The organism is Thermoanaerobacterium sp. CMT5567-10 (assembly GCF_030534315.2).
In the GTDB taxonomy this organism is placed as follows: Bacteria; Bacillota; Thermoanaerobacteria; order Thermoanaerobacterales; family Thermoanaerobacteraceae; genus Thermoanaerobacterium.
Window position 1 is genome coordinate 2,502,311 of record NZ_CP130558.2, and the last position, 18,581, is coordinate 2,520,891.

Consider the following 18,581-nt stretch of genomic DNA (forward strand, 5'->3'; position numbering starts at 1 on the left):
TAATCTAGAGAGCAAAATATACGAGTAAGCCAGATGGTCGCGTACTATATGTACGAGGAAAGTCCGAGCTCCATAGGGCAAGGTGCCGGGTAATACCCGGTGGAGGTGACTCCAAGGAAAGTGCAACAGAGATATACCGCCTACCACTTAACTCGTTATTAACGAATTAAGTGGTAGGTAAGGGTGGAAAGGCGAGGTAAGAGCTCACCAGCATCCAGGCGACTGGAATGCTCTGTAAACCCCACCTGGAGCAAGGTAAAATAGGAGGGAATGATAAGTGGCCCGCTTAACCCTCGGGTAAAACCGCTAGAGGTATCAGGCAACTGATATCGTAGATAGATGACCATCTAAAACAGAACTCGGCTTATAGACTTGCTCGTAATCAAGCATAAAACTCAATGTCATATGGCATTGGGTTTTTTTCAATAATTATTTTTTAAGAGAGGTTGTAAATCTAAATGATTGGAAGTAATAAGAATATAAAAGTCGTAGTAGGAATGTCCGGTGGAGTTGATTCATCTGTATCTGCACTGCTTCTTAAAGAGCAAGGATACGATGTAGTCGGGATATTTATGAAAAACTGGGATGAAGAAGATGACTCTGGATACTGTACAGCAGCAGAGGATTATGAAGATGTTGTCAGAGTTTGTGATAAAATTGGCATACCGTATTATTCAATAAATTTTACTCAGGAATATTGGGATAGGGTATTTAAATATTTTTTGAATGAATACCAAAGTGGAAGAACACCAAATCCGGACGTTATGTGCAATAAAGAGATAAAATTCAAAGCATTTTTAGATTTTTCATTGAAAATTGGAGCAGACTATATTGCAACAGGCCACTATGCAAGAATAGAATACAGCAACGGTAAATACAGGATGTTAAAAGGTGTTGATAAAAATAAAGATCAAACGTATTTTTTGTGTGAATTAGGGCAGAAGCAGTTGTCTAAGACGATGTTTCCAATAGGCCACTTAAACAAATTTGAAGTCAGAGAAATAGCTAGAAAGGCTGGTCTTAAAACTGCAGATAAAAAAGACAGCACAGGTATATGCTTTATCGGAGAAAGGAAGTTTAAAGAATTTTTAAATCAATTTCTGCCTGCTAAGCCGGGAGAAATAAGAGATTTATCAGGACGTGTTTTAGGAAAACACGACGGATTGATGTTTTATACATTAGGACAGAGAAGAGGGCTAGGAATAGGTGGCATTGGTACTGGAGAACCTTGGTTTGTAGTTGATAAAGATGTTAAAAACAATATACTTTATGTGGCACAAGGTGAAAAAAATCCAGCTTTATATTCGTATGCATTGTTTGCTAAAGATGTTAATTGGATTGACAACAGCATAGAAGCTGATACATTTAGATGCAAGGCAAAATTCAGGTATAGGCAGCCTGACCAAGATGTAACTGTTTATGCTAAAGACGCTGGGTACTTGGTGGTTTTTGATAAGCCGCAAAGGGCTGTTACACCAGGACAATTTGTCGTATTTTACGATGGTGAATATTGTCTTGGTGGTGGTGTAATAGACAGCATTGTAAAAGACAAAAATATTCTTAATGATTATATATAATTGAAGGTTTAGATTTTTTTTGTTAATATAGTATTGGGTAAAATATGAAAAGGAGATGCGGTTATGAGTATTCACATTGGTGCAAAAGAAGGAGAAGTAGCAAATACGGTACTACTTCCGGGAGATCCTTTAAGAGCTAAATATATTGCCGAGAATTTTTTAAGCGATGTAAAATGCTACAACGAAATTCGCGGAATGTATGGCTACACCGGAAATTATAAGGATAAAAGGGTATCTGTGCAAGGTACAGGAATGGGTATACCATCAATATCAATATATGTTAACGAGCTTATTGAAAGCTACAATGTAAAAAATCTGATAAGAATTGGCACATGTGGTTCAATGCAGCCTGATGTAAATATAAGAGATGTAATATTTGCAATGTCATCATCGACAGATTCCGCTATAAATAGGATTAGATTTAATGGAATGGATTATGCTCCAACTGCCAGCTTTAAACTTCTAAAAAAGGCTTATGATGCTGCTACAAGTATGGGCATAAATGTGAAAGTAGGAAATGTCCTTTCTTCGGATACATTTTACAACGATGATAAAGATAGCTGGAAACTGTGGGCAAAGTTTGGGGTTTTGGCAGTTGAAATGGAGACTGCAGGTCTTTACACTTTAGCTGCTAAATACGGTGTAGATGCGCTTACCATATTGACAGTTAGTGACAGCCTTGTAACTGGACATGCTACATCTGCTGAGGAAAGACAAAAGACATTTAATGATATGATTGAAATTGCACTTAATATTGCTGAATAATTATTTAGAGGGTGATTGAATGCAACCATTAAAGTTTAAGCCAATATTCATGAAAAGAATATGGGGTGGTAATGCTTTAAAGACCAGATACGGATTTAATATTCCTGATGGTGATAAAATTGGTGAGTTGTGGTGTATTTCTGACAATAGAACTGCTGTTAGCAAAGTCGAAGGTGGAAGTTTTGACGGAATCAAATTAAATGAATTGGCAAAAAATTATAAGAATGAGTTATACGGAGAAGGTAAATCGTACGATAGATTTCCTTTGTTGATAAAGATAATAGATGCAAATGATAAGCTGTCGGTGCAAGTACATCCCGATGATGATTATGCGTACAAACATGAAAACGGCGATCTAGGTAAGACAGAAATGTGGTACATAATAGACGCGAAGCCTGGAGCTAAACTTGTTTGCGGTTTAAAAGAAGGTACTACGAAAGAACAGTTTAAGACACTGTTGGATGAAGGTATATTGGAAGATTGCCTAAATGAGGTAGAAGTAAATCCCGGCGATGTTGTTTATATTCCTTCAGGAATGGTACATGCTATAGGCGATGGTATACTCATATGTGAAATACAGCAGAATTCTGATCTTACTTACAGAGTTTATGATTACAATAGAGTTGACGATAATGGCAATAAAAGGGAGCTTCATATAGATAAGGCTTTAGATGTAATTGATTTTAATTTAAAGAGCGATAAGATTGTACCTGAATATAAAAAAATAGAAGGCGGAAGCATAGCTAAAGTGGTAGACTCCAAATATTTCAAAACAGACGTAATAGTTGTAGATTCGTCATTGAATATAGAAACAAATGGGACTTTCAATACACTGGTAGTGATAGATGGTGAATGTAAATTGTCATATGACAATGATACAATGCACTTAAAAAGTGGAGAATCGATGCTAGTTCCTGCATCTATTGATAAATATACGGTTACTGGTAACTGTAGACTTATAAGGTCTTATATTTAAGATGACCGTGATGTTGACATAGATATGAAAATATAATATACTAGACATGTAGATTAGTGGGGTTATAGCCCAGCTGGTTAGAGCGCTACGTTGACATCGTAGAGGTCACAGGTTCGAGCCCTGTTAACCCCACCATTAAATATGTATGTTAACTTAAAATGTTTTTAAAAGTGGGGTTATAGCCCAGCCGGTTAGAGCGCTACGCTCACATCGTAGAGGCCACAGGTTCGAGTCCTGTTAACCCCACCAAATGAAACATGTCCGGCTATCAAAGTCGGATTTTTTATTTAAAAAAGCTGCCTCATTTTTAATAAAGAGGCAGTTTGAAAATTATTTATAAAGCCTTCACCAATTTAAGCCATTCCTTTGCAATGAGTGCATGTCCTGCATTTGTTGGATGTACGCCATCTGAAGCCCAAAAAGTTGGCTCTTTTATAATCGAGTATTGTGCCATGATACCGTCAAGTGGAATAAAATATGCTCCAAATTCTCTTGCAAGTTTTCTAACAACATGTATTTTTGGGTCTAGATCGACTCGCCATCCCTTTCTATCTTCTGGTTCTGGCAGGACGAAAGGTTCCATCATTATGATTTTTGCGTCAAGTTTTTCCTTTGTCGTTTCAAGTATGTACCTGTAGTCTTCTTCGAATTTTTCTGGTGATGTGTAGTCATTGTTGTCGTAGTTTCTCCACGTGTCATTTATTCCTATCAGTATTGACACAAAAGTGGGCTTTAAATCTATGCAGTCGCTATTCCAACGCTCTTTAAGATCTCTAACCCTGTTACCGCTTACGCCTCTATTTATGAATTTTACGTTTAACTCAGGATGCAATGCGTAAAACATTGATGCAATTATGGTTGGGTAACCATATCCTAAGTCGTCAGGGTTTTCCCTATTGCGCCCAGCATCTGTGACGCTATCACCTTGAAAAAGAACCACATCATTGTCTTTTAATAGCATACCACCATCTCCTTAATATGTTGGGAATATATTATATCGTAAATTATGTTATCATTTAATAGACGTTATTGCAATGTGAAAACAAAAAATTTGTAGAAATTATGGTGATTTTATAGTATAATTATTTACGATGGGGATGTAACTCAGCGGGAGAGTACCACATTCGCATTGTGGGAGTCGAGGGTTCAAATCCCTTCATCTCCACTTACAATTATAAACTTACACTGATAATTGCTAACGTAAGTTAGTAATTTTTTTTGCTTAAATTTTATGATTTACATAAAATAAAGCTAAATGACGTGTTATGAATTGGTTGCATGTTATAATAAAAGTGGAGGGATGTTTATGGATGAGAAATGTATTATAGATAGATTTGAAGGTGACTATGTTGTTATAGAGTATGGTCGTATTACGTTTAATATTCCTCGTTTGCTTTTGCCAAAGGATGCGAAAGAAGGGGATGTAGTTAGAATTGATATTCGTATAGATAAAGAAGAGACGAAGATGAGGAGCCAGTACATAAAAAAATTGGCTGATGAATTATTCAGAGAATAAAGAGGTGCATTATGTTTAAAAAAATTCTAATTTTTAGCTTAATAGTTGCTTTGCTTTTTTCTTTAGCTGGTTGTTCTTTGGATACTACGAATTTCAATCAAGTACAAAGTGAAACACAAAATTCTACTGTACAATCTAAAGATGGAATACTTAAAGTTTACTTTATAGATGTAGGTCAAGGCGACAGCATTTTTATTAAGTCACCTGATGGTAAAACGATGTTAATAGATGCAGGTGTTCCAGAAATGGGCAAAAAGGTTGTTGACTATATAAAAAGCTTAGGTGTCAAAAAAATTGATATATTAGTAGGAACGCATCCACATGAGGATCACATTGGTGGTATGGATTATGTAATAAACAATTTTGATATTGGTAAATTTTACATGCCGAAAGTGACGACAAATACAAAAACATTTGAATATGTATTGAATGCGGCAAAAAATAAAGGATTAAAGATAGACGTGGCAAAAGCGGGAGTATCTCTGGATCTCGGGCCTGAAGTTAGTGCCAAGATGATTGCACCCAACAGGACCAAATATGATGATCTCAATGAATACAGTGCTGTAATCAAATTAAATTACGGTGACACATCGTTTTTGTTTACAGGGGATGCTGAAGCTGAATCAGAAAAGGAAATGATTAATCAAGGATACGACTTAAAGTCTGATGTCCTTAAAATTGGTCATCATGGAAGTTATACATCAACTACAGCAGCATTTTTGGACGCTGTTGACCCAGAGTATGCAGTTATTTCATGTGGCAAAGGAAATGACTACGGTCATCCGCATAGTGTGACATTGAAAAAGCTTAAAGCAAGAAATATACCTGTATATAGAACAGATGAATGTGGAACAATTGTTGCTACAAGTGATGGACATAGTGTATCATTTAATGTCAAACCCGGTGATTATGTGCCAGGGCAGAGAAACTGAAAAATTGTATCTTACATAAATTTTTAGTTCTCAAGAAAAGATACAACCAGGAAGTTTTATAAGGAGGTTATATCTTATGAAAAAATTCAAAACATATTTTATATTGATACTGGTTTTTATCATGGTACTTGCAACTGTATCATTGGCAGGTTGCAAAAGCTCTGTAAAAAAGCCGGTTACATCTAAAAGAAGTTTAAATGTTGTTGGTTTCTACGTTGATTCGCCTGGATACGATAATTCATACAATTCGCTTGTAAAATATGCGAAGTACATGAATACTTTGTCACCATTATGGCTAACTGTTTAAGGCGATGGTACAGTGAAAGATTCCACTAATTCACAGGCGCTAAGCTTTGCTGAAAAATGGACTAAAAGTTATACCGCTTGTAAACGTGGCTGACAGCAAAGACTCCGTCTTGACTGATTCGAAAGTTAAGACTGAGACAATGAATGAGCTTATAAGTTTATTGAGAAAGCATGGTTTCGACGGATATAATATAGATTTTGAATTCATACCTCATGGAACAAAAACTATGTTCAGGATAAAGATTATCTTACAGCATTTATGGGCACTTTTAGAATGATGATGAAAAAAGAAGGGAAAATTCTTGATATGTCTGTTATACCGCACTACCAGGTCTCACCTGAGATATCGGGAATATATGATTACCATAAGTTAGCTCCGCTGGTGGACCGTGTGACATTGATGACTTATGAGTGGTATAAAACCACCTTGTTTTTTTAAAATCCAATAAAACGTTGACTTAATATAAAAAGAATAATATAATCAAATCATGGCAAATAAACATGTTTTGGAGGTTAGTTATGTATATACCATCTCTTAGCCCTTATGCTTTTAAAATAGGACCTATTGCTGTGCATTGGTATGGGATATTTATGGCTTTATCGATAGCTGCAGGTGCCTATTATTTGTACGTAAAATCGAAAGAGCTTAATTACGATGAAGATTTTTTGTTGAATCTCCTAATGATTGTAGTTATATCAGGAATCGTCGGTGCAAGATTGATGTTTGTATTGGCAAACGACATAGACTGGTTCTACAAAGACCCTATACAAATTTTAAAGATCTATGAAGGCGGTCTTTCATGGCATGGTGCCATATTAGGTGGATTTCTTGCAGGCCTTTATTATTGCCGCAAGAAAAATGTCAGGATAAATCCTCTGGAAGACTATGCCGTTATTGGACTGGCTATAGGAAATATGCTGGTCAGAATAGGAAATATATTTAATCAGGAAGTATTGGGGAGACAGACGGATTTTGCTTTTGGAAGGTGGCCTGCACAGTTAGTTGGTGTCGCAATGGGGCTTATTCTTTTAATACGTTATTTCTACATTGAGAGAAAGCATATGCCTTATGGGTACCAGTTTTGGTCATTTATATTTTATTATCAACTTATGAGGGGATTAATCGAAGAAACAGTGAGGGAAAATCCCTTGTTTCTACCTGTTTATTTAAACAACCATCTTGGAATTGGCTTTTTCACTTTGACTCAGATAGCTACACCATTTATACTGATATTGGCATATTGGATGATGAGACGTGTCATAAACGATCCAGAAAATAAAAAACTAAGCTATTGACCTGCTTTATGCGGGTTTTTTATATACAGACAAAGAAATTAAGGAAGGATGATTTTAGTGGATAAAAAACTCATTTTCGAAAGATTGCTTCCAATGGTAGAAAAAGCATCGAGAGAGATAGATGATTTAGACTATTTTTGTCATGAGGTAGTGAAAATACTAGATAACAATCTACCGTATTACAACTGGACAGGTTTTTACTTTATGAAAGATGGGCTTCTTCAGCTTGGACCATATATAGGAAGGCCAACGGAACACGTAAAAATAAAAGTTGGCCAGGGGATATGCGGTAGAGCTGTAGCTGAAAATGCTACTATCGTTGTTGATGATGTTACAAAAGAGGAAAATTACCTTGCCTGCAGTATAGAGACAAAGTCTGAAATAGTCGTACCTATTCGTGTAGGCGACGAAATAATAGGCGAAATTGACATTGACAGTGATGAAAAAGGTGCTTTTGACGACGATGACAGAAGATTTTTAGAAGATGTTGCAGACATAGTTAGTAAAAAAATAGCAGGCGAATGATGCATATCGCTTCATTATTTTTATATTTATATATATAATGTTAAATATAAATCATTGAAAGGAGAGCAAAATATGAAAAGATCATCAATTATTTTACTTGCAGTATTAGCTGTTGTGGTAATATTTGTGGTATATTTTTTTGCAAGTTACAATTCTCTTGTCAGTCAGCAAGAGAATGTCAATAGCAAATGGAGCCAGATTGAGAATCAACTGCAAAGGAGAGCAGATTTAATACCAAATCTTGTTGAAACGGTTAAAGGATATGCAGCACATGAACAAGCTGTATTTGACAGTGTAAATAAGGCAAGAGAAAAGCTTCTTGCAGCAAATACGGTGCAGGAAAAAGCCAATGCCAATGATGAGCTTGGAACTGCACTTGGAAGATTGCTTGCCATATCAGAAAATTATCCTACATTAAAGGCGGATCAAAATTTTAGGCAGCTAAGTGATGAGTTAGCAGGTACAGAAAACAGGATTGCTGTTGCAAGAATGGACTATAACAATGCTGTACAGCAGTACAATACAAGTATTAAACAGTTTCCAAATGTGATTATCGCCAGAATGTTTGGCTTTACAGAAAAGCAGTACTTCAAGGCGCAAGCCTCAGCATCAGAAGTTCCAAAAGTGGACTTTTCAAAATAGGGAGGTTAAATAGTGATAAAATATGGAAAAGTCTTTTTGCTGTCAATTTTATTTCTATTGATATTTACTGAGATTTTTGCAGCATCAATACCTCCGAAGCCTTCACAATACGACTATGTCTACGATTATGCAAAGCTTATGAATCAAAGTGATATTGAGACAATTAGAAGTATAGGAAAGGAAATAGAAGATTTAAGCGGTGCTCAAATTATCGTTGTCACTGTTGACGACATCGGAAATTATCAAATTTCTGACTATGCGCTAAATTTATTTAGAAGCTGGGGGATTGGTCAGAAAGACAAAAACAACGGTGTACTGCTTTTAGTAGATAAAAAAAGACTTTTAGAAGGATTAAGCGGAAAAGTATATATATCTGTAGGTTATGGGCTAGAAGGTGCCATACCTGACTCTGTAGCAGGAAGAGTGCTGGATGACTATGTGCTGCCAAAGTGGGATAACAAAGACTATTCTGGCGGTATTGTTGATGGATACAAGGCAATTGCATCATTAGTTGCCAAAGAGTATAATATAGATTTAAAAAATGTCGATACAAACGAATATCCTCAGCCAAATACTGATAATAATGATAAAGTTAAAGGCATAATTTCAGTTGTAGTTTTTATAATTTTAATACTCATTTTTTCATCTTTCCGCCGCAATTGGTGGTGGGGTGGTCCCGGAGGCTTTGGCGGAGGATTTGGTGGAGGATTTGGTGGAAGCGGCTTTGGAGGAGGTAGTATCGGCGGAGGAGGAAGCTTTGGCGGTGGTTCCACCGGTGGAGGTGGAGCTGGTCGCTAAACTCTGAATTTGCCTCTTTCATACTGCTTTGGCCATTTAATATCTTCTTTTAGATCGTGAGCTGCGTATAGAGGCCAATACGGGTTTCTTAGCAGCTCACGGCCTAAAGCTATTAAATCAGCCCTTTCATCTTTAAGGAGTTGCTCTGCCATTTCTGCTTTTGTTATAAGACCAACTGTGGCTGTTTTAAACCCCAATTCTTCCTTTATCTTTTCTGAGTATTTTACTTGATAGCCAGGATACAGATCGATTTTTGCATTTAAAAGTCCGCCACTGCTGACATCTATAATGTCTACACCTGTATCCTTTATGTGTGATAGAATATTTATTATCTCATCAATATTTATGCCACCGTTAATATAATCGTCAGCAGATACCCTTACAAATATCGGCTTATTATCTGGCCATACTTCTTTTACAGATTTTATGACTTCTTTAAGTATTCGCACTCTATTTTCAACAGAACCGCCGTATTCATCATTTCTCTTGTTGGAAAGAGGAGATAAAAATTCATGTATGAGATATCCATGGGCGGCATGTATTTCAATTATATCAAACCCTGCTTTAAGTGCTCTTTGTGCTGCATTTTTGAAATTATCTACGATATCTTTAATTTCATCTTTTGTAAGTTCATGTGGCAACTTATATTCATTGCTCCAATTCATTGCTGAAGGTGCTACCGGCGTTTCGTCAGTTACTTCTGACTTCCTGCCTGCGTGTGCCAGTTGTATTCCGACTGTAGCACCGTATTTTTTACATTCATCTACAATTTTTTTAAGTGGCTCTATTTGTTCATCATTCCACAGTCCTAAGTCATTATCAGTAATCCTTCCTCTGCTTTCAACTGCTGTGGCTTCCATCATAATCAAACCTACACCGCCAATAGCTCTAGTCACATAATGGACAAAATGCCAATTATTTGCCAATCCATCTGTATCTGCAGAATATTGGCACATTGGCGACATCATAATCCTGTTTTTTATTGTTACACTTTTAATTTTTAATGGTGTAAATAACATAGTACCATCTCCTTTCAAATATATAATACCACTTAAACAGTTAAAATAAAAATTATTATAAGAAAAAATATATCAATGGCAAAAACGTATTCATGAACATGTTTTATTTCTTTTTTTTAAGTTTCGTGGTATAATAAACTTAGATTTAGATAAAGGAGGGTATATTGTGAAAGAAAGAGTAGAAGAAGTTTTAAATCTTTTAAGACCTTCTCTTCAAGCAGACGGCGGAGATGTTGAACTCATCGACGTTACTGATGACGGTGTTGTTCAAGTTAAATTGACTGGTGCTTGCGGAGGATGCCCGTTTGCAGTTATGACATTAAAAGAAGGAATAGAAAGAGCAATAAAAGAGGAGCTACCTGAAGTAAAGGAAGTTGTTGCTCTTTAAAAATAAAAAAGTCCGGATTTATTCCGGATTTTTTAATTAGAAAAAAAGGATTTTAAGAAAATACATAGAATACTATATATGGAAATAATTTCTAGGAGGTATTCTATGTATGTTTAAAAAGAATTTGATATCTTTGTTATTGGTGGTAATCATTACATTTAGCTCAAATTCCTTTGCATTTGGTTTATCAGAGTATACTTCAGACTATTATGCCAATAGTTATTTGAATCTTATAAAAGAGAAAATGCCTTTTGTAAAAGATATGTCTCTGGACAGCATCAAAAAAAATAATGATGGTTCATTAATCATTAGTATGAAGAAAAATAAAAATATATATAAAACACTGAATGTTTCAATAAATAATGGCAATATAACAAGTGTTGATTATTATGTTGATCCGTTAGGCTATTCTTTAGGAGAAAGTTTAGAATCAAATATAAGTGCGGATGATGCAATAACTATAGGGGAGAAATTACTTGAAAATTTGTTTAATGAGAAATTTGCATACATATCAACTATTAAAGACGAAACATATCTTGACGATGCTTTGAAAAAACCAACAATTTATAAATTATTGTTTAAAAATACAATATCTAATGTGCTAGTTTATAATTCTAATGCTTATGTATATATCGACTCTAAAAGTGGAGATATATTGAAATTAAAAGCAAAATGGTTAGATGAGTCTTTATATAATAAAAAAAAGGAAATATTGGATGCAAATGAGGCGGCAAAAATATTTAAAGATAAGTTTGATCCTGTTCTCGTATACTTAAAAAATAACGATAGTGATTTTCCAAAATACGGGTTGTACTATATATCTAACATCGATTATAACTTTTTAGGAATAAATGCCATAAATGGTAAGGCTGTAGACTATAATGGAGACGAACTTTATAATGACATTGTTTATATAAAAGGCAATTCAACAGAATTAAAAAGTTTCAATAAAATTGTGTCATATGAGGAAGCGCTGGAAATTGCAAAAAAGGAAATTTCGAACTTAAAAATAAATGATTTAAACATTTTAAGCAGCAAGAAAATAGACAAATATTCTTTGACCGGTAAAACAGCATATACGTTTAATATGAACCGCACAGATGAAGACTTAATCGCTAATGCAAGCGTAGCTGTTGATGAAGAAAGTGGAAAAGCAGTTAGCGAAAATATAGACATTTCCAACAATGATGGATTGTTTGATACTGAAGGTGATATAGATAGAGTTATTGATTATGTCAAAGGCATTTTTAGTGAAAAGACGTATAGTCTTGCACTAATAAAAAATCCTTTAATATATGGCAATGAAAAAACGTATTTGTTTTACCGAATCTACAATAATGCAATAGTTATGGATAATTATTTAAGAATTAAAACAGACAAAGATGGTAAAATAATAAATGTCTCTATAAATTGGGATGATGCAGAAAAGCCTTGTAAAAAAATTGTAGATAAAAATGTAGTAAAAAATATATTTTTAGATGAAAAACCGATTCTTTACTATATTTACAGCAATGAAGGTAAAATCCAGCCGGTTTACCTGTTTAAAAATATGGACTACATAATTGATGCATCGTCATGTAGAAAGATATCTGTCAATGAATTTAAAAAAAATAATTAGGAGTTGATATTGTGAATGAAAAACTTAAACTGGAAGCTGCAAAAGAATTAGGATTGTTGGAAAAAGCATACAAAGTAGGCTGGTCAAATTTAACTGCTCAAGAAACTGGTAAGATTGGTGCAATTGTCAAAAAGAGAAAAAAAAATAAAACTTTGTGATGCAAATTCAAGCTTAAGTGATGTACTTGTATTTGAGAGGTGATAGAAATGATTGACAATGAGAATATATATAGAAGGTCTGCAGAACTCATTAAAAAATCTAAAAAGACGATTGTGCTAACAGGTGCAGGTATATCAACTGAAAGCGGCATTCCTGATTTTAGAAGTCCGGGAACTGGGTTGTGGGAAAAGATGGACCCCATGGAGGCTTTGTCTACAAGAGTTTTGTACAATGATCCTATTAAATTCTACAATAATGGCTTTAAAATTCTTTTATCTATGAAAGATGCGAAACCAAATAAGGCCCATTATATATTGGCTCAATTAGAACAAGAAGGCTTGATATCTTGTGTAATAACTCAAAACATAGACAACTTGCATCAAAAAGCTGGATCCCACAAGGTGTTTGAAGTTCACGGCCAGACAAGGACCGGAAGCTGCATAAACTGCGGTGAAGTAGTTTCTATTGATTTACTGAATTCAAAAGTCGAGAAAGGAGAAATACCACCTAAATGTGACAAATGCAACGGCATATTAAGACCAGATGTGGTCATGTTTGGAGATCCGATGCCTGAAGACTTTGAAAAAGCTTGGCGTGAGGTGGAAAGCAGCGACTTAATGATTGTAATAGGTTCTTCACTGACAGTATCGCCGGTAAATTTTCTCCCTGGATTAGTAAAGCACCTTATAATCATCAATAAATCAGAAACGCCTGAAGACAGGAGAGCTGATGTAGTAATAAGGGAGTCTGCAGGCGAAGCATTAAGCAAAATTGTGAGATATTTAAAAACAGCAAAAAATTAAAATACATTTGACAATGTATATGTTTCAGTGCTATTATTAATAGGTAAATTATTTATCATGTTTGGAGGAAGATATAATGGTAAGAGGTAAAGTAAAATGGTTCAATGCTGAGAAAGGTTATGGCTTCATAGAAAGAGAAGGAGGTTCAGATGTATTCGTACATTACTCAGCAATTGAACAAGATGGTTTTAAGACATTAGAGGAAGGACAGGAAGTTGAGTTTGATATAGTGGAGGCAGAAAAAGGGCCACAGGCCGCTAACGTTAAAAAGGTTTCTTAATTGAGAAATTTAACCCTAACAGAGATGTTAGGGTTTTTAATTATTAGTAGATTGTAAATAATGATGTAGTTGCTTTTTATCTAGACTGCTGAAAAAAATTTTAAAAAGGATATTGACGAATCAGAGTTTTTTAGGTATACTAATACTTGTCACGAGAAATGGTCGTATAGCTCAGCTGGGAGAGCACCTGCCTTACAAGCAGGGGGTCATAGGTTCGAGCCCTATTGCGACCACCATTACGGCCCAATAGCTCAGTTGGTTAGAGCGCCAGCCTGTCACGCTGGAGGTCGAGGGTTCGAGCCCCTTTTGGGTCGCCATAAAGTTGATATTTAGCCTCGATAGCTCAGTCGGTAGAGCAAGGGACTGAAAATCCCTGTGTCAGTGGTTCGATTCCACTTCGAGGCACCATAAAGATATGCGGACATAGCTCAGTTGGTAGAGCATCACCTTGCCAAGGTGAGGGTCGCGAGTTCGAGTCTCGTTGTCCGCTCCAAAATTTGGCGGCATAGCCAAGTGGTAAGGCAGAGGTCTGCAAAACCTTTATCTCCAGTTCGAATCTGGATGCCGCCTCCATATTAATCAAGCGATATCAAGCCTTTCATGGCTTTTATTTTTTTATATTTGTGTCAAATCACGTCGGATTTTTTGCACTGATACGATCCTATTGACTTTGGATAGGTTAAAAGAAGGAAATAACATACTTATTTTCCCTGAAGATAGGAATAAAAAGTATATGGAAAGCATTTCCGCTATGTATTATAATATACAATATGAGGAAGATTTAAAAAAGGATGATTTTAAAGTCTGCATCGCTTATTATGAAATAAATGATGTGTAATTTTTTTGTGAGGTGCGAAAATGAAGGAGATAAAGTTTATAAATGTAGGCTTTAGATATTCTGATGATGTGATTTTGGAAGATATAACACTGGAAATATATATGGGTCATATATACACAATAATAGGACCGTCAGGTGCTGGTAAATCTACTTTGATAAAATTGATAAATAGGCTTATAGACCCGACTGAAGGCAAAATATTGATAGACGGAAACGATATAATGAATTATGACATAATACAGCTTAGGCGAAAGATTGGGATGGTTTTTCAGCAGCCATATCTTTTTGATGGGACCGTTGAAGACAACATTAAATATGGACCTATGCTTAAAGGAAAGAAAGATATTGATGTGGAATATTATTTAAGAATAGTTGGGCTTGATAAAAGTTATAGTAAGAAAAAAGTCGATGACTTATCTGGCGGTGAAGCACAGAGAATTTCTATGGCAAGGACACTTGCAAATGAACCTGAAGTGTTGCTTTTAGATGAACCAACGTCTGCGCTTGATCCGGCATCTACACAAGTGATTGAGGAGCTTGTAATGAATTTAAAAAACAAATTAAATCTTACATTTATTTGGATTACACATAATATGGAACAAGCAAAACGCGTTGGCGATTATACTATTTTTATGAATAAAGGACGATTAGTTGAGTACGGAGAGACAAGAAATTTTTTCTTAAATCCTAAATTTGATGTAACGAAACTCTTTATTGATGGGAAATTGACAAAGGAGGAAGCTGAATGAGTCTATTGTCGCTTATATTGTCATCAAGTCTTATATTGGTATCGATTTTTATTTCATATTACCAAAAACTTGGTGTTGAAAAAGAAGTAATCATTGGCACTGTGCGAGCGGTTTTACAGCTTACAATTGTTGGATACATTCTTCATTATATTTTTAGCGCCAATAATATATTTTTTACACTTACAATGGTAATTGTAATGATTATTGTGGCAGGAAATAATGCAGCAAAGAGAGGAAGAGGAATACCATATGTGTTTTACTATATAACAATATCCATTGCATTTGGTGCTGCTATTACACTTACTGCACTAATATTATTTGGCAGCATACATTTTAGACCGCAAGAAGTGATACCAGTCTCAGGTATGATAATCGGGAATGCAATGGTTTCATCTGGATTAACAGTGTCAAGGCTTAAAGATGAGATGAAAAATAGAAGGCATGAAATTGAGACGTATCTTTCACTGGGGGCTAATTCAAGACAGGCATCCCAGAAAATAATAAAAACAGCTATCAAAACAGGAATGATGCCAACGATAGACAGTATGAAAACACTTGGTATTGTACAGCTGCCAGGGATGATGACTGGTCTAATCTTAGGTGGTGTTGATCCTATAAATGCTGTTAAATATCAGATGATGGTTACATTCATGATAACATCGACAACAGCAATAGCATGTTTTTCAGTAGCCCTTTTATCATACACCCGCTTCTTTACGCCTAATCATCAATTGATTTAACTGATTTTATTTGTAGTTTTATTTTAGAAGATACTGGATTGTTATTAAATTTTATGTTATTCTTTTGTACGAGACATTTGCTTTTAGGAAAAACTAGCTTTTTAGAAAAGATTTCGACAGGGTTTTGACTAGATAGTGCATTATTTTAAAATTTAAAGTATACTTTATACATAGTAATAATTATGTGGTGCTAACTAATAAAAACAGATACCAAATTAGAGGGGGTAAAAATTGTACATTGAAAATATGCATAAAAGGGGAAGAATATTACAAGTGGAAGACAGCTACTTATCACAGCGAATTGTTTCGGATCTTTTATATGAAAATGGTTATGATGTAGAAACAGTCACAACGGGTGAAGAAGCATTAAAAAAGATAAATAGTACGCTTCCACCAGACTTAGTCCTTATGGATATTGAATTAGAAGGTAAAATGGATGGAATAGATACTGCGAAAGAAATAATGAGTTCCCGAGATATTCCTGTAATATTTCTTACGGCGAATACGTCTAAAAAAATATTGGATGATATAAAAGCTGTTAAAGGATATGGTTTTGTTGTCAAAGGTTCTGATAAATACGCTCTCCTATCGGCTATAGAAATGGCTTTGAAACTTCATGATTCATCTGTACATGCTAAAATGTTTGAGTGGATTTTTCAAAATTCATTAAATGAACTATATGTTTTCAACCCAAAGACTATGAATTTTCTTGCCGTAAATCGTACTGCTAGAGAAAATCTTGGATATACGATGGAAGAGCTTAAAACAATGACTCCTCTTGATCTTATGCCAGAATATGATATGACTAGTTTTCGAAGTTTGGTTGATTCATTGTTTAGTGTAGACAAGAATCACTTATTTTTCAAAACAGTTCATACCCGAAAAGATGGCTCTTCATATCCTGTGGAAATAACCTTTGAACTTTTTGATTATAATGGTGAAAAGTTGTGTTTGTCAATAGCGACTGATCTGACAGAGCGCAGAGCTTTGGAAAAAGAACTTGAAGAAGATGAAGCAATTTTAAGTGCAATAATGAATTCAGCAAAAGATGCAATAATTATATTAGATGAAGATGGGAAAACTGCTTTTTTAAATCCGGCAGTGGAAAAGCTCTTTGGCTATTCAAAGAAAGAGCTAATTGGAAAAGATCTGCATCGCCTTATTGTAACTGATGAAAATGCATATAACCTTTTTGCTGATGCTTTTAAGAGATTTAACCTTACAGGAGATGGGGAAAAAATAGGCAAAACAGTTGAATTTAAAGCGAGGCATAAGAGTGGAAAAGAAATTGATATTGAGGTTTCACTATCTTCTTTTAAAATTCTAGATTCATGGTATGTGTTGGGTATAATACGCAATATAGAGGAACGCAAGCAACATGAAAAAGAGATTGAGCAAAGCCATAAACGATTCATTGAGTTAGCTGAGAATGCACCGATTGGAATAATAAGATGTGATAAAAACGGCAATATAATCTATGTAAATCAAAAAACATTAGAAATACTTGGCTCTCCTGATATTGAAGAGACAAAAAGAATCAATCTATTAACATTTCCTTTACTAGTTAATCAAGGCCTTTCTAAAGAACTTGATGAATGCATAAGGAATAACAAATCAGGGATATATGAAATAAATTATGTGTCTAAATGGGGCAAGAATGTATGGCTTAGAGTTCACATTAAACCTTTAGAAGAAGATGAAGAGATAGTAGGTGCTCAAATAATCGTAGATGATATAACCGAAAAGAAATGGTTGGAAAAAGAAAACAGACAAAAAGAAGAAAGAATCCGCTTAATGGTAGAAGGCATACCAAGTCCTGCATGGCTCGTATCAAAAGATCACTGTATATTAGCACAAAACAATGCAGCAAAAACGATTTTTGGAACGAAGGTTGGAGATTACTGTTGGGGAACCATGCATGATATGACTCTTCAAGTCAAAGATTCAAAGATAGCTAAAAATGGTTCTGATTTATTAACAAAAAAATGTGGTTTCTGTCGTGCCGATGAAGCGTTTGATAGAAATGAACCGATAAATAGTGAAGTAAATGTTAATGGAAGTATATGGGACACTTGGTGGATACCTTTGGGCGATGATATATATCTCCATTACGCCATCGATGTCACAAAGTACAAAAAAATAGAGGAGGAACTTCGCTATTTATCCGATACAGATGTTTTGACGAATGCTTATAATCGCCGTTATTTTATACGGAGGTTGGAAGAAGAAATACAGCGTTCAAAGCGGTATAAAAGCATATTTTCAGTTATTATGCTGGACATAGATCATTTTAAAAAAATTAACGATATGTATGGTCATAATTTAGGTGATGAAGTCCTTAAAAATTTGTCGAATATCATAATGAATAGAATAAGAAAAGTAGATGTATTTGCAAGATGGGGCGGTGAAGAATTTGTGGTTTTGTTACCAGACACTACAGTAGAAGATGCAGCACATCTGGCTGAAGAGTTGCGATGCAGGTTAAGCAATATGAAAATTTCAAATATAGAAAATGTAACGGCAAGTTTTGGAGTGACAGAGTATAAAAAAGGCGATATATCTGATTCGATAATGAGCAGAGTTGACAATATAATGTACGAGGCGAAGTCTGCAGGAAGAAACCGTGTTTGCCATGATTAAATAGGAGGTACAAA

23 protein-coding genes, 8 tRNA genes and 1 other RNA gene are annotated in these 18,581 nt (G+C 35.0%); 30 read left to right on the forward strand and 2 right to left on the reverse strand.

Annotated features, from left to right (window positions below; genetic code table 11):
- Window positions 1–21: 21 nt before the first annotated feature.
- The 6 genes from rnpB (at window position 22) to Q2T46_RS12720 (ending at window position 3,567) form a co-directional block, all read left to right on the forward strand.
- Window positions 22–383: RNase P RNA component class A (rnpB, locus tag Q2T46_RS12695), an RNA gene on the forward strand.
- A gap of 75 nt (window positions 384–458) precedes the next feature.
- Window positions 459–1,577, forward strand: a complete 1,119-nt coding sequence (mnmA, locus tag Q2T46_RS12700) for a tRNA 2-thiouridine(34) synthase MnmA (protein ID WP_303265184.1) — start codon at window positions 459–461, stop codon at window positions 1,575–1,577.
- 63 nt (window positions 1,578–1,640) lie between these two features.
- Window positions 1,641–2,342 carry a purine-nucleoside phosphorylase gene (gene deoD, locus Q2T46_RS12705; RefSeq protein ID WP_303265183.1) on the forward strand — a complete coding sequence of 234 codons (702 nt, stop codon included), beginning with the start codon at window positions 1,641–1,643 and terminating at the stop codon, window positions 2,340–2,342.
- Window positions 2,343–2,361: 19 nt separating this feature from the next.
- Window positions 2,362–3,318 carry a mannose-6-phosphate isomerase, class I gene (gene manA / locus Q2T46_RS12710; protein WP_303265182.1) on the forward strand — a complete coding sequence of 319 codons (957 nt, stop codon included), beginning with the start codon at window positions 2,362–2,364 and terminating at the stop codon, window positions 3,316–3,318.
- A 58-nt stretch (window positions 3,319–3,376) separates the two neighbouring features.
- Window positions 3,377–3,453: transfer RNA gene (locus tag Q2T46_RS12715), tRNA-Val, on the forward strand.
- A 37-nt stretch (window positions 3,454–3,490) separates the two neighbouring features.
- Window positions 3,491–3,567: transfer RNA gene (locus Q2T46_RS12720), tRNA-Val, on the forward strand.
- 85 nt (window positions 3,568–3,652) lie between these two features.
- On the opposite strand, the gene Q2T46_RS12725 is transcribed toward Q2T46_RS12720, so the two are convergent.
- A complete protein-coding gene (locus Q2T46_RS12725; protein WP_303265181.1) occupies window positions 3,653–4,279 on the reverse strand; it encodes an SGNH/GDSL hydrolase family protein in 627 nt (208 codons plus the stop codon).
- A 132-nt stretch (window positions 4,280–4,411) separates the two neighbouring features.
- Here Q2T46_RS12725 and Q2T46_RS12730 point away from each other — a divergent pair.
- The 10 genes from Q2T46_RS12730 to Q2T46_RS12775 all read left to right on the forward strand — a co-directional run bounded on the left by Q2T46_RS12730 (window position 4,412) and on the right by Q2T46_RS12775 (window position 9,333).
- Window positions 4,412–4,483: transfer RNA gene (locus Q2T46_RS12730), tRNA-Ala, on the forward strand.
- Between the two features lie 141 nt (window positions 4,484–4,624).
- Window positions 4,625–4,834, forward strand: a complete 210-nt coding sequence (locus Q2T46_RS12735) for a DUF3006 domain-containing protein (RefSeq protein ID WP_303265180.1) — start codon at window positions 4,625–4,627, stop codon at window positions 4,832–4,834.
- An 11-nt stretch (window positions 4,835–4,845) separates the two neighbouring features.
- Window positions 4,846–5,766, forward strand: a complete 921-nt coding sequence (locus Q2T46_RS12740; RefSeq protein ID WP_303265179.1) for a ComEC/Rec2 family competence protein — start codon at window positions 4,846–4,848, stop codon at window positions 5,764–5,766.
- Window positions 5,767–5,842: 76 nt separating this feature from the next.
- The gene (locus tag Q2T46_RS12745; protein ID WP_303265178.1) at window positions 5,843–6,073 is read left to right on the forward strand and encodes a hypothetical protein; all 231 of its coding nucleotides are present in this window, start codon (window positions 5,843–5,845) and stop codon (window positions 6,071–6,073) included.
- A gap of 46 nt (window positions 6,074–6,119) precedes the next feature.
- Entirely contained in the window at window positions 6,120–6,350 is a 231-nt protein-coding gene (locus Q2T46_RS12750; RefSeq protein ID WP_303265177.1) for a hypothetical protein, read from the forward strand.
- Window positions 6,347–6,511 carry a hypothetical protein gene (locus Q2T46_RS12755; protein WP_311062255.1) on the forward strand — a complete coding sequence of 55 codons (165 nt, stop codon included), beginning with the start codon at window positions 6,347–6,349 and terminating at the stop codon, window positions 6,509–6,511. The genes Q2T46_RS12750 and Q2T46_RS12755 overlap by 4 nt, the downstream gene beginning before the upstream one ends.
- A gap of 80 nt (window positions 6,512–6,591) precedes the next feature.
- Window positions 6,592–7,368, forward strand: a complete 777-nt coding sequence (locus Q2T46_RS12760) for a prolipoprotein diacylglyceryl transferase (RefSeq protein ID WP_303265176.1) — start codon at window positions 6,592–6,594, stop codon at window positions 7,366–7,368.
- Between the two features lie 48 nt (window positions 7,369–7,416).
- Window positions 7,417–7,893: a GAF domain-containing protein gene (locus Q2T46_RS12765; protein ID WP_303265175.1), complete on the forward strand. Its 477-nt coding sequence runs from the start codon at window positions 7,417–7,419 to the stop codon at window positions 7,891–7,893.
- A gap of 72 nt (window positions 7,894–7,965) precedes the next feature.
- Window positions 7,966–8,535 carry a LemA family protein gene (locus Q2T46_RS12770; RefSeq protein ID WP_303265174.1) on the forward strand — a complete coding sequence of 190 codons (570 nt, stop codon included), beginning with the start codon at window positions 7,966–7,968 and terminating at the stop codon, window positions 8,533–8,535.
- 12 nt (window positions 8,536–8,547) lie between these two features.
- On the forward strand, window positions 8,548–9,333 hold the full coding sequence (locus tag Q2T46_RS12775) for a YgcG family protein (RefSeq protein ID WP_303265173.1): 786 nt from the start codon (window positions 8,548–8,550) through the stop codon (window positions 9,331–9,333).
- Here Q2T46_RS12775 and namA read toward each other — a convergent pair.
- Window positions 9,330–10,352, reverse strand: coding sequence for an NADPH dehydrogenase NamA (gene namA / locus Q2T46_RS12780; RefSeq protein ID WP_303265172.1), 1,023 nt, complete (start codon window positions 10,350–10,352; stop codon window positions 9,330–9,332). The two genes, Q2T46_RS12775 and namA, sit on opposite strands and share 4 nt — an antisense overlap.
- 166 nt (window positions 10,353–10,518) lie before the next feature.
- Between namA and Q2T46_RS12785 the strand changes: the two genes are divergently transcribed.
- The 14 genes from Q2T46_RS12785 to Q2T46_RS12850 all read left to right on the forward strand — a co-directional run bounded on the left by Q2T46_RS12785 (window position 10,519) and on the right by Q2T46_RS12850 (window position 18,567).
- Window positions 10,519–10,740 carry a NifU family protein gene (locus Q2T46_RS12785; RefSeq protein ID WP_013298445.1) on the forward strand — a complete coding sequence of 74 codons (222 nt, stop codon included), beginning with the start codon at window positions 10,519–10,521 and terminating at the stop codon, window positions 10,738–10,740.
- Window positions 10,741–10,849: 109 nt separating this feature from the next.
- Entirely contained in the window at window positions 10,850–12,358 is a 1,509-nt protein-coding gene (locus Q2T46_RS12790) for a peptidase propeptide domain-containing protein (RefSeq protein ID WP_303265171.1), read from the forward strand.
- A gap of 8 nt (window positions 12,359–12,366) precedes the next feature.
- Complete coding sequence (locus tag Q2T46_RS12795) at window positions 12,367–12,516, forward strand: small, acid-soluble spore protein, alpha/beta type (protein ID WP_399388629.1); 150 nt, start codon at window positions 12,367–12,369, stop codon at window positions 12,514–12,516.
- Between the two features lie 48 nt (window positions 12,517–12,564).
- Window positions 12,565–13,320, forward strand: coding sequence for an NAD-dependent protein deacylase (locus Q2T46_RS12800; RefSeq protein WP_303265169.1), 756 nt, complete (start codon window positions 12,565–12,567; stop codon window positions 13,318–13,320).
- A gap of 76 nt (window positions 13,321–13,396) precedes the next feature.
- Window positions 13,397–13,600, forward strand: a complete 204-nt coding sequence (locus Q2T46_RS12805; protein WP_013298441.1) for a cold-shock protein — start codon at window positions 13,397–13,399, stop codon at window positions 13,598–13,600.
- 160 nt (window positions 13,601–13,760) lie between these two features.
- Window positions 13,761–13,836, forward strand: a tRNA-Val gene (locus Q2T46_RS12810).
- A 4-nt stretch (window positions 13,837–13,840) separates the two neighbouring features.
- A tRNA-Asp gene (locus tag Q2T46_RS12815) sits at window positions 13,841–13,917 on the forward strand.
- Window positions 13,918–13,932: 15 nt separating this feature from the next.
- A tRNA-Phe gene (locus Q2T46_RS12820) sits at window positions 13,933–14,008 on the forward strand.
- 9 nt (window positions 14,009–14,017) lie between these two features.
- Window positions 14,018–14,093: transfer RNA gene (locus Q2T46_RS12825), tRNA-Gly, on the forward strand.
- Window positions 14,094–14,099: 6 nt separating this feature from the next.
- Window positions 14,100–14,173: transfer RNA gene (locus Q2T46_RS12830), tRNA-Cys, on the forward strand.
- A 97-nt stretch (window positions 14,174–14,270) separates the two neighbouring features.
- Window positions 14,271–14,438: a hypothetical protein gene (locus Q2T46_RS12835; protein WP_311062261.1), complete on the forward strand. Its 168-nt coding sequence runs from the start codon at window positions 14,271–14,273 to the stop codon at window positions 14,436–14,438.
- A 20-nt stretch (window positions 14,439–14,458) separates the two neighbouring features.
- The gene (locus Q2T46_RS12840; protein ID WP_303265168.1) at window positions 14,459–15,187 is read left to right on the forward strand and encodes a phosphate ABC transporter ATP-binding protein; all 729 of its coding nucleotides are present in this window, start codon (window positions 14,459–14,461) and stop codon (window positions 15,185–15,187) included.
- Window positions 15,184–15,927, forward strand: a complete 744-nt coding sequence (locus Q2T46_RS12845) for an ABC transporter permease (protein ID WP_303265167.1) — start codon at window positions 15,184–15,186, stop codon at window positions 15,925–15,927. The genes Q2T46_RS12840 and Q2T46_RS12845 overlap by 4 nt, the downstream gene beginning before the upstream one ends.
- Before the next feature lie 231 nt (window positions 15,928–16,158).
- Window positions 16,159–18,567 carry a PAS domain S-box protein gene (locus Q2T46_RS12850; protein WP_303265166.1) on the forward strand — a complete coding sequence of 803 codons (2,409 nt, stop codon included), beginning with the start codon at window positions 16,159–16,161 and terminating at the stop codon, window positions 18,565–18,567.
- Window positions 18,568–18,581: the final 14 nt, after the last annotated feature.

What these genes read in the sequence shown, in the direction of transcription:
- Q2T46_RS12760 (WP_303265176.1), top strand. Translation starts at nt 6,592, where the DNA reads ATGTATATACCATCTCTTAGCCCTTATGCTTTTAAAATAGGACCTATT.
- Q2T46_RS12840 (WP_303265168.1), top strand. Translation starts at nt 14,459, where the DNA reads ATGAAGGAGATAAAGTTTATAAATGTAGGCTTTAGATATTCTGATGAT.
- Q2T46_RS12845 (WP_303265167.1), top strand. Translation starts at nt 15,184, where the DNA reads ATGAGTCTATTGTCGCTTATATTGTCATCAAGTCTTATATTGGTATCG.
- Q2T46_RS12770 (WP_303265174.1), top strand. Translation starts at nt 7,966, where the DNA reads ATGAAAAGATCATCAATTATTTTACTTGCAGTATTAGCTGTTGTGGTA.
- Q2T46_RS12745 (WP_303265178.1), top strand. Translation starts at nt 5,843, where the DNA reads ATGAAAAAATTCAAAACATATTTTATATTGATACTGGTTTTTATCATG.
- Q2T46_RS12790 (WP_303265171.1), top strand. Translation starts at nt 10,850, where the DNA reads ATGTTTAAAAAGAATTTGATATCTTTGTTATTGGTGGTAATCATTACA.
- Q2T46_RS12800 (WP_303265169.1), top strand. Translation starts at nt 12,565, where the DNA reads ATGATTGACAATGAGAATATATATAGAAGGTCTGCAGAACTCATTAAA.
- manA (WP_303265182.1), top strand. Translation starts at nt 2,362, where the DNA reads ATGCAACCATTAAAGTTTAAGCCAATATTCATGAAAAGAATATGGGGT.
- deoD (WP_303265183.1), top strand. Translation starts at nt 1,641, where the DNA reads ATGAGTATTCACATTGGTGCAAAAGAAGGAGAAGTAGCAAATACGGTA.
- Q2T46_RS12735 (WP_303265180.1), top strand. Translation starts at nt 4,625, where the DNA reads ATGGATGAGAAATGTATTATAGATAGATTTGAAGGTGACTATGTTGTT.
- Q2T46_RS12765 (WP_303265175.1), top strand. Translation starts at nt 7,417, where the DNA reads ATGATTTTAGTGGATAAAAAACTCATTTTCGAAAGATTGCTTCCAATG.
- mnmA (WP_303265184.1), top strand. Translation starts at nt 459, where the DNA reads ATGATTGGAAGTAATAAGAATATAAAAGTCGTAGTAGGAATGTCCGGT.
- Q2T46_RS12805 (WP_013298441.1), top strand. Translation starts at nt 13,397, where the DNA reads ATGGTAAGAGGTAAAGTAAAATGGTTCAATGCTGAGAAAGGTTATGGC.
- Q2T46_RS12725 (WP_303265181.1), bottom strand. Translation starts at nt 4,279, where the DNA reads ATGCTATTAAAAGACAATGATGTGGTTCTTTTTCAAGGTGATAGCGTC.
- namA (WP_303265172.1), bottom strand. Translation starts at nt 10,352, where the DNA reads ATGTTATTTACACCATTAAAAATTAAAAGTGTAACAATAAAAAACAGG.
- Q2T46_RS12755 (WP_311062255.1), top strand. Translation starts at nt 6,347, where the DNA reads ATGATGATGAAAAAAGAAGGGAAAATTCTTGATATGTCTGTTATACCG.
- Q2T46_RS12740 (WP_303265179.1), top strand. Translation starts at nt 4,846, where the DNA reads ATGTTTAAAAAAATTCTAATTTTTAGCTTAATAGTTGCTTTGCTTTTT.